Below are 13,814 nucleotides of genomic sequence, written 5' to 3'. Positions count from 1 at the left end.
GACACGGTAGCCGGATCTCAGCGCCGCGCGGTCGACCGGCGGTACGCCGCCGCGGCGAGCGCCGCGAAGGCCACCGTCCACCCCGCGAGCACCGCCAGTCCGGACGGGCTGGGTGCCAGACCACCGGCCGCCCGCCAACCGAGTTCGGCGAACCGGTACGTCGGCAGCGCGTGCGCCAGGTGCCGCAGCGCGTTGGGGAAGTACGCCACCGGCACCAACAGACCGCCGAGCACCGACAGGCCGAGGAAGGCCAGGAAGTTGGCCGGCTGGGCGAGCTGCGGGGTGAGGCCGTACCCGATGGCGAGCCCGAGCAGCGCGAACGGCACCGTGCCGGCCCACATCAGCACCAGCAGGGCGACCCACCGGCCGGCGGACAGCTCGACGTGGTGCTGGAACCGCCCGGCGACACCCACCGCGACCAGCGCCGGCACCGCGCTCAGGGTGCTGACCAGTGCCTTCACCGCGACCACCCGGCGGGGTGGCAGCGGGGTGACCCGCAGGTGGTGCAGCCAGCGGACGGCGCGTTCCTGGGCCACCGCGGAGCCGACCGAGAGCACCCCGGCCATCGCGCCGTAGCCGGCCAGGCCGACCATGAGCGCGACGGTGGCGGTGACGCCCTCCAGCCGGTCGCCGGTCGCCGGCAGACCCGAGAAGATCAGGTACGTGACCACCGGGCCGAGCACGGTGAACAGGGTCAGCCGCAGGTCCCGGACCAGCCGGCGCAGCTCGAAGGAGAGGTAGGCGCGCATCTCAGTGTTCCCCTTCCGGGGCGGTGAGGGCGAGGAACGCCGCCTCCAGCCCGGCGTCGGTGACCGACAGACCCCGGAATCCCCGGCCGGTGGCCAGCGCCAGCACTGTCGCGTCGGCGTCGTCGGTGGTGAGCGTCACCCGCCCGGCGTCCACCCGCACCGACCGGACGCCGGGCAGCAGGTCGAGGCCCGTCACCGGCCCGTCGGCGAGGTCGAAGGCCACCGTGCGGCCGCCGGCCAGCGTCCGTAGCCGCGCGGGCGGGGCGTCGGCCACCACCCGCCCGCCGGCCAGCACCACCACCCGGTCGGCGTACTCGTCGGCCTCGTGCAGGTGGTGGGTGCTGAACAGGACGGTGTGGCCGTCGGCGGCGTACCGGCGGATCGCCGCCCAGAAGACCTGCCGGGCGGCGACGTCCAGGGCCGCGCCGGGTTCGTCCAGGACCAGCAGGTCCGGGCCGCCGGCCATCGCGAAGGCGAACCGGGCGCGCTGGCTCTCGCCGCCGGAGAGCCGGTCCAGCCGACGGTCGGCCCGGTCGGTCAGCCCGGCCAGGGCGAGCACCCGGGCGGTGTCCAGCGGACGGGGATACAGGGCACGGGCGAGTTCGATCACGTCCCGCACCGTGGCGCCGGCCGGGAACCCGGCGTCCTGGAGCATCGCCCCGACCCGGCCGGCCCGGACCGCCTCGACCGGCGACCGGCCGAACAGGGTCACCGTTCCCGTGTCGGGCGGGGTGAGGCCGAGCAGGAGCGCGATAGTGGTCGTCTTTCCCGCGCCGTTGGGGCCGAGCAGGGCGACCGTGCTGCCCGGGGCGATGGTCAGGTCGATCCCGTCGACGGCCCGGACGGGACCGAACCGCCGGGTGAGCCCGGTCAGGCGTACCGCGGTGTCATCCATGCCGGTCACGCTAGGCAGCCGGGGCCGACGGTGGCAGAGCCGGCGGTACCCGGCCGGCCGGGACAAATGTCCCGGCGGACGCTCGGCTCGGCGCAGCGCCGCCACGCTCGACCGGTGCCGGCCCGCCGGTCTCCACCCACCATGGGTGCGGCCCCCACCGGTGGCCACGCTCGACGGGCACCGGCCCAGGCACCACCTGTCGCCGGTCGCCGTCCATCATGGTGAGCGTCCGCGAGCCCGCGCTCCACCGTGGACCGCCTACACCGTCGGGCTCCGCCGTCGCGTCGACTTTACGGATGATGTCTGTCGACACCGGACCCGTCATAGCGTGGGCTTCCCGGGACAGCCCGGCGTGGCCCACGACCGCCACGCCACCCGGCCCGTTCCCCGACCTGGTGAAGTGAGGCCCTCTCGATGACGGTTCCACCCCCCGACTCCGCTGGTCCAGGCCGCCGCCGGCTGGCCGGACTGCTCGCCACCGTGCTGGCCGCCACCGTGCTGCCGCTCACCGGTGGCACGGCGGCGGTCGCCGCGCCGGCCGACCCCGGCCCCTGGCGGCAGCTGCCCGGCGAGTCGTCGACGAACGCCCGCGACGGGCGGGTGCCCGACATCCGCGCCGAGCGGTTCACCGCGTACACCCTGGACCGGGCCGTGCTGGCGGACACCCTGGCCGACGCCCCGGCCGAACGGTCCGGCGCGGCCCGGCGCGGCCAACCGGCGCTGACCGTCGCGCTGCCCACCCCGACCGGCCGGTTCCAGCGGTTCGCCCTGGTCGACTCGCCGGTGATGGAGCCGGGGCTCGCCGCCCGGCATCCCGAGATCAGCACGTACGTCGGCCGGGGGCTGGACGACCCGACCGCGACCATCCGGGCCGACCTGACCCCGCTGGGCTTCCACGCCTCGGTCCGGTCGGCTGACGGCAACTGGTACCTCGACCCCTACTACCACGCCGACCAGAGCGTCTACGCCAGCTACTTCGCCCGGGACCTGCTCGACACCGATCCGGCCCAGACCGAGCGGGAGGACGTCGCGGCGGCGGCCGGGGCGTCGACGCCGCAGGCGGCCGGGGACGAGCCGGCGGGCGCGCCGGTCACCCTGCGCACCTACCGGCTGGCGCTGGTCACCGACCCGTCGTACGCCACCTTCTTCGGCGCGGAGAACGTCACCGCGGCGAAGGTGACACTGGTCAACCGGGTCACCCAGATCTACGAGGACGAGACGGCGATCCGGTTGGTGCTGGTCAACGACACCGACCGGACCAACCTGAACACCGCCGCCCTGGCCACCGAGCCGAACGGGCCGTGCGGCGCGGCGGCCTGCTACACGGCGGCGCAGATCTCCTCGTGCACCAGCTCGCTGCTCAACCGCAACCGGATCGTGCTCGGCCAGCTCGTCGGCGCGGGCAACTACGACGTGGGGCACATCGGTCTGGGCCTGCCCGGTGGCGGGGTGGCCGGGCTCGGCGTGGTCGGTCTGGACGGCAAGGCCCGCGGCTGCACCGGCCTGCCCACCCCGGTCGGTGACTTCTACGCCGTCGACTACGTGGCGCACGAGATCGGGCACCAGTTCGCCGGCAACCACACCTTCAACGGCACCCAGTACAACTGCTCCGGCAGCAACCGCAGCGCCGCCAACTCGTACGAGCCGGGCAGCGGATCGTCGATCATGGCGTACGCGGGCATCTGCCAGCAGGACAACCTCCAGCCGCACAGCGACCCGTACTGGTCGCAGCGCAGCTACACCGAGATCAGCACGTTCGTCGCCGGCACCCGTCCGGCGCTCAACGAGGTGCAGACCGTCTCGCTGTCCGGGTTCGACACCGACGGCGACTCGTTCACGCTCAGCTACGCGGGGCAGTCCTCGGCGCCGGTCGTGCGCGGCGGTAACTACACCGCGGCCGGGATCCGGGCGGCCGTCGAGTCGATCACCGGCTGGCCGGCCGGGGCCACCGTCAGCGTGACCGCCTTCGGCGGGCTCGGCGCCCCCAACGACACCGGCTTCCAGGTCACCTTCAACGGTGGTCCGGTGGTCGGGGTCGACGTGCCGGCGCTCGGGCTGACCGACACCGTGGGCACCTCCGGCTTCGTCGGCGAGACCGCCCAGGGCGGCCCGGCCGGCAACAACGGATTCCAGACCGCGCAGACCGGCAACCGGGCCCCCGTGGTCACCGTGCCGGCCCCGGCGTACACCATTCCGGCGCGGACCCCGTTCGCGTTGACCGGTGGCGCGACCGACGCCGACGGCGACACCGTGCGCTACCTGTGGGAGCAGAACGACCGGGGCGGCAGCGCCGGCACCGCGCTGGTCAGCAACACCAAGACCAACGGCCCGCTGTTCCGGCAGTTCGGCGAGGCGGCCGTGGTCAGCCCGACCGACGCGCTGGAGTACCACTCGCCGGGGCAGAACGCGGTCACCACCGACCCGACCCGGCACTTCCCCAACCTGGCCCAGATCGCGGCGAACAACACCAACGCGGCCACCGGGGCCTGCCCGGCCGCGCCGGCTCCGCCGGCCACCGGTGGGGCGAGCAACGTGCCGGCGGCGACCGTGGACTGCTACTCGGAGTTCCTGCCCACCGCCGACTGGGTCGGCGTCGCCAACGACCGGACCCTGCACTTCCGGCTCACCGGCCGGGACGGCCACCCCGGTGGCGGCGGGATCGGCAGCGCCGACGTGGCGCTGACGGTCGCCCCGACGGCCGGGCCGTTCCTGGTCACCTCGCCGGCGACGTCGACGGCGTACCTGGGTGGCGGCACCGTGCCGGTCACCTGGGACGTGGCCGGCACGGACGCTGCCCCGATCAACGTGAGCGAGGTGCGGATCTCGCTCTCCGTCGACGGCGGGGCCACCTTCCCGCACGTGCTGGCCGAGCGCACCCCGAACACCGGTGCGGCGACGGTGACGCTGCCGAACGTGGACACCGCCCGGGGCCGGCTGAAGATCGAGGCGGTCGGCAACGTCTTCTTCGACCTCAGCGACGCCGACCTCACCGTCACCCGGGTCCGGGCGGCCACCGTCACCTACACCGGTGACGCCCTGGCCGCCCCGGTGGACGACGCCGACGTCACCGGCGTGCTGCTGCGGGCCACCGTCCTCGGTGGCGGCGGTGACGTCCGCAACGCCACGGTGACCTTCACCGAGGGCGACGAGACCCTCTGCACGGCGGTCGCGACGCCGTTCGGCGCGGCGGCGGACGACGGCTCGGCCAGTTGCCGCGCCGTGCTGCCGCACGGCGCGCATCCGGTCACCGCCACGCTGTCGGGGGCGTACACCGGCAGCACGACGGCCATCGTCACGGTGGCCGGCGGGTACGGCCGGACGGTCGCCGGCTCGGGCTACCTCAGGGGCGGGGCCACCGCCGGTGGTTACCCGCTCGACGACGACCGGCGCATCGAGGTGACCCTGGACGGCCGGATCAACAACGGCAAGAAGCTGGTCGGCAGCGCGAAGGTCGGCTACAAGTCGGCAGGCAAGCGGTACAAGTTCCAGAGCACGGCGCTGGAGTCGTTCGGCGTCGCCGTCGGGGCCGGGGAACCGGTCGCCGACCTGCGTTACCAGGTCACCCTGTACGACATCTCCACCGCGCAGGCCCCGGTCCCGGTGGCCACCGGGCTGACCATGCGGGTGACCGCCACCGACCGGGGCGAGCCGGGCCGGCGCGACGGGATCGGCATCACCGTCTGGGACGGTGACCGGCTGCTCTTCTCCTCCGACTGGACCGGCGCGTCGACCCGGGAGAGCACCCTGACCGCCTCCGGTGGCAACCTCACCATCGGCTGACCAGGCGCACCGCGACACCCGGCGTCCTCTCCCGCCCACCCGGCGGGGGAGGACGCCGGTCTGCGTCCGGGCGGTGGACGGGGCGCGTCGGGCACCCGGCACGATGAGGGGGTGACCGCCCCCGCCCGCCCGCCGCTCGCCACCCTGGACGCGGTCCTCGAACGGCTGACCTACGTCAACGAGGAGACCGGTTACACCGTCGCCCGGGTCGCCACCGACCGGGGCTCCGACCTGCTGACGGTGGTCGGCGCGCTGCTGGGCGCACAGCCCGGTGAGAGCCTGCGGCTGTCCGGCCGCTGGTCGTCCCACCCGAAGTACGGCCGGCAGTTCGAGGTCGACTCCTACACCACCGTGCTGCCGGCGACCATCCAGGGCATCCAGCGCTACCTGGGTTCCGGCCTGGTCAAGGGCATCGGGCCGGTGTTCGCCGAGCGGATCGTGGCGCACTTCGGCCTGGACACCCTGCGGATCATCGAGGAGGAGCCGGCCCGCCTGGTGGAGGTGGCCGGCCTGGGACCGAAGCGCACCGCCAAGATCACTGCGGCGTGGGAGGAGCAGAAGGCGATCAAGGAGGTGATGGTCTTCCTCCAGGGCGTCGGGGTGTCGACCTCATTGGCGGTGCGGATCTTCAAGCAGTACGCCGACGCGTCGATCGAGGTGGTGACGAAGGAGCCGTACCGGCTGGCCGCCGACGTGTGGGGGATCGGGTTCAAGACCGCCGACACCATCGCCCAGGCGGTGGGCATCCCGCACGACAGCCCGCAGCGGGTGATGGCCGGCCTGCGGTACACCCTGTCCGAGGCCACCGACTCGGGCCACTGCTACCTGCCCGCCCCCGCCCTCGTCGCCGACGCCACGAAGATCCTCGACGTCCCCGGGGACCTCGTCACCCGCTGCCTGGACGACCTGATCGCCGAGGAGGGCGTGGTGCGGGAGCTGCTGCCCGGCGACGACGGCGAGCCGGTGCCGGCGGTGTACCTGGTGCCGTTCCACCGCGCCGAGCAGTCCCTGGCGAGCGCCCTGCTACGGCTGCTGCACGACCGGGCCGACCGGTTGCCCCACTTCACCGACGTCGACTGGCCCCGGGCACTGGCCTGGCTGCGGGCGCGCACCGGCAACGACCTGGCCCCCGAGCAGGAGCACGCCGTCCGGCTCGCGCTGACCTCCAGGGTGGCGGTGCTGACCGGCGGTCCCGGCTGCGGCAAGAGCTTCACCGTCCGCTCCATCGTCGAACTCGCCGCCGCGAAGAAGGCCCGGGTCACCCTGGTCGCCCCGACCGGGCGGGCCGCGAAACGGCTGTCCGAGCTGACCGGGCATCCCGCCGCCACCGTGCACCGGCTGCTGCAGCTGCGCCCCGGCGGGGAGGCCGCCCACGACCGGGACAATCCGCTCGACGTCGACCTGCTGGTCGTCGACGAGGCAAGCATGCTCGACCTGATCCTGGCCAACAAGCTCGTCAAGGCGGTGCCGCCAGGAGCACACCTGCTCCTGGTCGGTGACGTCGACCAGCTGCCCAGCGTCGGCGCCGGGGAGGTGCTCCGCGACCTGCTCACCGCACCCGCCATCCCCCGGGTGCGGCTGACCCGGGTGTTCCGCCAGGCCGCCCAGTCCGGGGTGATCACCAACGCCCACCGGATCAACGCCGGCCGGCCGCCCGTCCTCGACGGCCTGCCGGACTTCTTCCTGTTCGCCTGCGACGACACCGAGGCCACCGCCGCGCTGACCGTCGACGTCGCCTGCACCCGGATCCCCGCCCGGTTCGGCCTCGACCCGCGCCGCGACGTGCAGGTCCTCGCCCCGATGCACCGGGGGCCGGCCGGTGCCGCCGCCCTCAACACCCTGCTGCAACAGCGCCTCACCCCGCACCGCGAGGGCCAACCCGAGCGGCGGATGGGCGGCCGGGTGTTCCGGATCGGCGACAAGGTCACCCAGATCCGCAACAACTACGACAAGGGCCAGGCCGGCGTCTTCAACGGCACCCTCGGCATCGTCACCGCGCTCAGCCCCGAGGAGCAGACCCTCACCGTACGCACCGACGAGGACGAGAACCTCGACTACGAGTTCGACGAACTCGACGAACTCGCCCACGCCTACGCGATGACCATCCACCGCTCACAGGGCTCGGAGTACCCGGCCGTGGTCATCCCGCTGACCACCAGCGCCTGGATGATGCTGCAACGCAACCTGCTCTACACCGCCGTCACCCGGGCCCGGCAACTCGTGGTGATCGTCGGCTCCCGCCGCGCGCTGGCCGCCGCCGTGCGTACCGTCGGCGCCGGCCGCCGGCACACCGCCCTGGACCACCGCCTCGGCGGGGCGGCCGGATAGCGGGTGGGGCTTCGCCGGTCGCGGGGCGGGCCGGGGAGCGGGACACCCCGCGGTGGTCCGCGCCTCGCCGGCCGGCGCGCCGGTCACCGCCCGAGGACGGTGACCGGCGCGCCGGGCCGGTCAGGCGGCCGGCGCCGGGGTCAGCGGTAGCCGGCGGCGGTGATGTTCGCCTGGACCGCGTTCTCGGTCGCGTCCGACGGGTAGCCGGCGACCATCGCCCCCTCGTAGAAGGTGCCGGCGCTGAGGTTCGCGCCGCCGTCGGGCTTGCAGCAGTCCCCGCCGCTGCCCAGGATGATCGCGCCCTGCTTCTTCATCGGGCTGTACCCGGGCGGCAGCGACCCGTCGTAGAGGGTGTAGAGGCTGCCGGACTGGGCGTTGCTGCCCTTGATGGCGAAGCGGGAGGTGCCGTTGTTCTTCAGGGTGGCGGTGACGAACTTGTGCGGGAACGCCCGCTGGTTGGGGTTCCACGAGCTGCTGCCGCCGGGGAACAGCCCCCACTCCAGGTCGGCCTGCACCCAGGGGCCGGAGCCGGAGCAGCCGCCGAACCAGCACTGGGTGCTGAAGTTGATCGCGTCCATCGCCCCGGCGGCGTCGGCCTTGCGGGTGGTCTCGCTGTTGCCGTAGTCGAAGCAGCAGCCGTTGTTGACGTGGGTGCCGCTGGTGACCATGTACATGCCCTCGGGGGCCGCCCCGGTCGGGATGCCGGTCAGGTGACCGTCCCGCCAGTAGCTGTTGCCCGGATTGATGTAGAGCGAGTACGCCTTCGCGCCGCCCACCGTCAGCGACTCCGAGGTCGCGACCGCCGGCCGGCTCTGCGGCGACCCGGGCACCACGCTGGAGCCCTGGTACCACAGGTCGTTGCCCCGCCCCGACTGGTCGAACACGACGGTCACCACGCAGGTGGTGCCGGTGCAGAACGAGTCCTGGGTGGCGGCGTTGGCGGTGCCGCCGGTGCCGGTCAGCCCGATGTTGCGGGTCGTGTTGTCCGAGGACCGGCGCACCTGGTAGAGGTTTCCGGTGTACGCCGCGTAGAGCGCCCGGGTGGTGCTGTGCGCGGCCACGCACGGGGTGCCCCCGGCGGCGTAGATGTCGCACGGCAGGGAGCCGGCGGGCGGGGGCGTGGTGGTCGGGGTGGGGGTCGGGGGCGTGGTCGGCGGGGGCGTGGTCGTCGGCGAGGTCCACTGCTGGTTGGTCTGGCCGTTGCAGTTCCACAGCAGGATCTTGGTGCCGTTCGCGGTGCCGTTGCCGTTGGCGTCGAGGCACAGCCCGGATTGCACGCCGACGATGGTGCCGTTGGCGTTGACGTTCCACTGCTGGTTGGTCTGGCCGTTGCAGTCCCAGATGATCGCGGCCGTGCCGGCGGTGGTGCCCCGGCCGGAGGCGTCCAGGCACTTGGTGCCGTAGACGGTGAGCTGCCGGCTGGCCGTCCAGGTCCAGGTCTGGCCGGAGCCGCCCTGGCAGTCCCACAGCTGCGTCTGGGTGCCGTTGGTGGTGCTGGCGTTGGGGACCTCGAGGCAGCGGCCGGAGGCGGTGCCGACGATCCGGGTGCTCTGCCCCGGCTCGATGGCGGCCAGCGCCGGTGCGGCGGCGGCCCCGGCGACCGGCGCGGTGATGCCGGGGGTGGCACCGGCGACGACGAGGACGCCGGCCAGCGCGCCGACCAGCATGGTCAGCCGGTGCAGCCGGCGGGGTCGCGGGCGGGGATCACGGACCTGTCCAGGTCCGGTCGGGGACGGGGTTCGCACGGAGCGGCTCCTCGGTTCGTCGGCGGCGCACGGGGTGGATCCGCCTACGGGTGGTGGTGGCGAATCGGTTCGGACCCTCTCAGGATCACGGAGAAAACGAAATCAATCAATGCCTCGGGCTGGCTTCCGGTACCCCGGCCAGGGTCGGGCACCGGCCAGCCGGCACCCGATCCCCCCGGGTGGGCACTACCGGCCCCAGAGCCGCCAGGTCTGGTTCAACGGGCTGCTCTGGCCGACCGGTTTGCAGGTCCACTGCAGGATCCGCGCCTGGGCGGCGGTGGAGACCCCGTTGACGTCCACACACTTGCCGCTGTGCCGGGCGACGAGCTGGTAATCGTGCGGGTCGTTGCCCCCGTAGGTCACCCGGCGCAGGATGAACTGCTGGCTCGGGGCGTTCTGGCAGGTCCCCTGCTGCACGGCCGCACCGTCCACGGTGGACGTCCCGCTGACCTCCAGGCACTTGCCGCTCTGCTGGTTGACCACGGTGTAGGTGTCGGCCACCCCGGCGACCGGGCGGAAGCCCCAGAGCTGCTGGTCCCCGCCCTCGCAGGGGAACTGCTGCTGGGGGTTGCCGTCGGCGGTGCCCAGGCCGGTGTTGTCCAGGCACTGCTGGGAGTGCTGGGCCACCGCGACCGAGGTGAAGCCGGTGTCCGAGGGCGGCAGCAGGGTGACCGTGTAGGTGTCGTTCTGGTTGCCGTACGGCAGGGTCACCGAGACGGCGTTGTTGGCCACGGTGAGCACGGTGTTCGACACGGTGACCGGCCCCTGCACCGCGCCCCCGTTGTTGTACGGGATGCGCTGGGTGAGCACCCGCACCTGGTTGTTCTGCACGATGCCGCTGGTGGCGTCCAGCCGTTGCAGGTTGACGGTCAGGTTCCCGGTGGTCCGGCCGCCGCCGACCAGGACCTTCGCCACGCCGCCGGCATGGGTGGCGAACGCGTCGTACGACTGGCTGGCGGTCACCGTGGCGATCTGCCCGGCCTGCGAGGCGTAGTAGCGGTAGACCCACCACTCGCCCTTGGGCTGGTGCTGACCGGCCGCGTTGCGCACCAGCAGGTTGCCCAGGTCGTTGTGCAGGTTGCCGGCGCTGGCCCAGTTCGCCCGCAGGCCGTCGGCCCTGGCCCGTTCCAGGCGGGCGACGTACCAGGCGCCGTCGGCCGGGTTCTGCTCGTTGGACGCGCCGTACTCGTTGATCTGGTACGGCCGGGGGTGGGGGATGCCGCGCGGGTCGAGGGTGGCGTTGGCGGCGGCGACGTTGGCGACCGGGTCGCCGGGCAGCGCGTGCCAGCTGACGATGTCCGGCACGGTGTTGGTGGAGCGGACGAAGTCCAGGTACTGGTTCCAGAAGGCGTGGTTGGTCGACGGCACGCAGGCGCAGCTCGGCCCGACGATGAGCTGGTTGGGGAACTCCGCCCGCAGCCGCTGGTAGGTGCGCCGCCACAGTTCGAGGTACTGGGAGATCGGCCGGTTCCAGAAGATGGTGATGTTGGGCTCGTTCCAGATGTCCCACTGCACGGTCAGCCCGGCGGCCCGGACGTCACCGATGAGCCGGGTCAGGAAGTTGTCGTAGTCGGTCCAGTTGCCGTTGTCGCCGGGGAAGCGGGAGATCCCCGCACCGTCCGCGCCCCACAGGTCGTGCGGCAGAATGATGAACTGGCCCCCCAGGGCGGCGGTCCGGCGGGCCTGGGCGAGCGTGGAGTTCCACCGACGGTCGTAGTTCCCGCCGACCCACCCGCTGCCGGGCAGTTGCGCGCCGCCGGCCCGCATGTACTGGAACTTGACGTCCCGGTAGAAGTGGTCGGCCGGGCCGCTGGCGTTCTCGGTCATGCCGTAGATCCAGCCGGAGGCGCGGTAGGTCGGCGTGCCGGCGGAGCTGGCGAAGTTGACGGTGATCGACTCGTCGGCGGCCTGGGCCGGGGTGGCGGCGACGGCGGTCGCGGCGACGGCGAGCAGTCCGACGGCGAGTCGGGTGACGACCGTCCGGGCTCGTCGGGGCCGGCTGCGGGACGGGGTTTTCACGGGCGGCTCCTTAGGTGGCGTGCGGGGGACGCTCTCCGGAGGGCTGCGCTTTGCGAATCGATTCGCAGGGATCGTAGGGCCAGGGGTTGAAGGATGTCAATGAGATGACACTCCGGTGACGTCGGTGTTTCCGCCGCTGGCCCCCCTTCCGAAGGGCCTCCCTTGACGGTCGCGCATGGACGGACCTATGGTCGTGTCGACCGGTTTGTCGAATCGATTCGTCTGCTCATCACGCCGCCCCGCCCCGGACCGTCATCGGATCCACCACCGGGTCACCGACCACCACGGCAGCCACCGCCACCGCCGGGCGAGGGCCGTCGTGGGCGGGCGGCCACCGTCCCGCCCGGGTGCCGGGTGGGACGGTGGTCGGCCCGGGTCCTCCCGGCCACCGCCCCCGCCACCACGCCGCCGGTCCCGGCCCGGCGGCACGTCCCGACCGGGGTCGCCGCCGCGCCGTCTCAGGACCGACCACCCGCGCCACAGAAGGGCCTCGCCACCCATGATCGTCGCACCGTCCGGTCCGGAGTTCCCCATCCAGGACATCCCGTTCAGCTACCGCGGGTCCTGGCTCAACATCTCCCCGGTGGTAGCCGAGAAGACGTACGCCGAGGACCTGCACCTGGTGTCCCACCAGACCGGACTGCACCCGGTGCTCCGCCTCGCCCCCGACCCCGGCAGCACGGTCGTCGCCACCCCCACCCTGCTGACCTGGCACCGTGCCGACGCCCGGATCGAGGCCGCCTACCAGGGGCCGGACACCCTGCGGATCCGCAGCCGGGGCCTGGGCCTGCGGGTCGCCGCCGCCGCCCCCACCCTCACCCCGTTCAGCGGCACCTACCTCTACCGCGACCCGGTCGACGGATCGGCGGTGTTCACCTCCTACGAGACGGGCCGCCGCTACCGGGTCACCGTGCTGTCCGGGGCGCTACGGGCAGCCGGGGGAGTGGAGGCGCTCGGCCCGGCCGACCGGTGGCTGGACCTTCCCGCCGACCAGCCGTGGGAGATCGCGGTCGAGGAGTACGCCACCGCCCGCCGCCCGTACGCCCCGGGCGTCCCCTTCGACCAGCTGTGCCGCGAGCGCCGGGCCGAGTTCGCCGCGTTCGTCGACGCGGTCGCGCCGTGGCGCGGCGTGGACACCCCCGCCGCCGAACTGGCCGCGTACGTGCTCTGGTCGGCCACCGTCGACCCGGCGGGCTTCGTCACCCGACCGGCCGTGCTGATGTCCAAGCACTGGATGGACAAGGTGTGGAGCTGGGATCACTGCTTCAACGCGATCGCCCTGGCGGCCGGCGACCCCGAACTCGCCTGGCACCAGTTCCAGCTCCCCTTCGACCACCAGGATCCCGCCGGTGCGCTGCCGGACTCGATCACCCACTCGGAGGTCCTGTACAACTACGTCAAGCCCCCCGTCCACGGCTGGGCGCTGGGCCACCTGCGCCGTCGGCTGTCCACGCCGCCGGACCGGGCGGCGCTGGTCGAGACGTACCACCGGCTGAGCCGGTGGACCCGGTTCTGGCTGGACGCGCGCCGCGCCCCCGGTCACGCCCTGCCCCACTACCAGCACGGCAACGACAGCGGCTGGGACAACGCCACCACCTTCGACGACGGCCGGGTGCTGGAGACCGCCGACCTCGCCGCGTTCCTGGTCGGCCAACTACGCTGCCTGGCCGACCTCGCCACCGAGCTGGGCGAGCCCGCCGCCGGCTGGTCGGCGGAGGCCGACCGGGTGCGCGCCGCCCTGCTGCGTGAGCTGTGGGACGGCGAACGCTTCACCGCCCGCAGCCCGCACACCGGGCGACGACGGGCCAGCCGCAGCCTGCTCGACCTGATGCCGGTCACCCTCGGCACCGAGCTGCCCGCCCCGGTCACCGCGGCCCTGGCCCGGGGCATCGAGACCCACCTGACCCGGCACGGGCTGGCCACCGAACCGACGGATTCGGCCGACTACCTCGCCGACGGCTACTGGCGTGGCCCGATCTGGGCGCCCGCCACGGTGCTGGTGGAGGACGGCCTGCGCCGGGCCGGGTACGCCACGATCGCCGACGACGTCAGTCGACGGTTCCTGGCCCTGTGCGAGAAGTCCGGCTTCGCGGAGAACTTCGACGCCGAGACCGGCACGGGGCTGCGCGACCGGGCGTACACCTGGACCGCCAGCAGCTATCTCATCCTCGCCGCCGCCCAGCAGGAACGTGCCGGGTCGGCGGTGGGCGGCCGGGGCGCGCGGACGGGTCCGGTGCTGCGGTGAGCGGGCCCGGGCGCGGACCGTCGCCGGGGAGCCGGGCGTTGCCGGGCGCACGT

Annotated in this window: 7 protein-coding genes; 3 read left to right on the top strand and 4 right to left on the bottom strand. The window is 73.4% G+C overall.

Features of this window, described 5'->3' with window-relative positions:
* Positions 1 to 17 precede the first annotated feature (17 nt).
* Both O7625_RS23015 and O7625_RS23010 read right to left on the bottom strand, forming a co-directional pair.
* The gene (locus O7625_RS23015) at positions 18 to 749 is read right to left on the bottom strand and encodes an ABC transporter permease (protein ID WP_282341439.1); all 732 of its coding nucleotides are present in this window, start codon (positions 747 to 749) and stop codon (positions 18 to 20) included.
* A gap of 1 nt (position 750) precedes the next feature.
* On the bottom strand, positions 751 to 1,644 hold the full coding sequence (locus O7625_RS23010) for an ABC transporter ATP-binding protein (RefSeq protein WP_282341437.1): 894 nt from the start codon (positions 1,642 to 1,644) through the stop codon (positions 751 to 753).
* 414 nt (positions 1,645 to 2,058) lie between these two features.
* Between O7625_RS23010 and O7625_RS23005 the strand changes: the two genes are divergently transcribed.
* Together O7625_RS23005 and O7625_RS23000 are read left to right on the top strand one after the other, a co-directional pair.
* Positions 2,059 to 5,424: a M12 family metallo-peptidase gene (locus O7625_RS23005; protein WP_282341435.1), complete on the top strand. Its 3,366-nt coding sequence runs from the start codon at positions 2,059 to 2,061 to the stop codon at positions 5,422 to 5,424.
* Between the two features lie 111 nt (positions 5,425 to 5,535).
* Positions 5,536 to 7,752, top strand: a complete 2,217-nt coding sequence (locus O7625_RS23000; protein WP_282341433.1) for an ATP-dependent RecD-like DNA helicase — start codon at positions 5,536 to 5,538, stop codon at positions 7,750 to 7,752.
* Positions 7,753 to 7,892: 140 nt separating this feature from the next.
* Here the strand turns inward: O7625_RS23000 and O7625_RS22995 are convergent, their stop codons facing one another.
* Positions 7,893 to 9,497 (bottom strand): arabinofuranosidase catalytic domain-containing protein, encoded by a 1,605-nt coding sequence (locus tag O7625_RS22995; protein WP_282341432.1) that lies wholly within the window; start codon positions 9,495 to 9,497, stop codon positions 7,893 to 7,895.
* 186 nt (positions 9,498 to 9,683) lie between these two features.
* Entirely contained in the window at positions 9,684 to 11,516 is a 1,833-nt protein-coding gene (locus O7625_RS22990) for an RICIN domain-containing protein (protein ID WP_282341430.1), read from the bottom strand.
* Positions 11,517 to 12,015: 499 nt separating this feature from the next.
* Here O7625_RS22990 and O7625_RS22985 point away from each other — a divergent pair, with 499 nt between their 5' ends.
* A complete protein-coding gene (locus O7625_RS22985) occupies positions 12,016 to 13,761 on the top strand; it encodes a trehalase family glycosidase (protein ID WP_282341428.1) in 1,746 nt (581 codons plus the stop codon).
* Positions 13,762 to 13,814 lie beyond the last annotated feature (53 nt).

Origin of the sequence: Micromonospora sp. WMMD714 (assembly GCF_029581315.1) — a bacterium.
GTDB lineage: Bacteria > Actinomycetota > Actinomycetes > Mycobacteriales > Micromonosporaceae > Micromonospora > Micromonospora rifamycinica.
The sequence above is the reverse complement of the archived record's forward strand: the minus strand, read 5'-3'. Positions and strand labels throughout refer to the sequence as shown.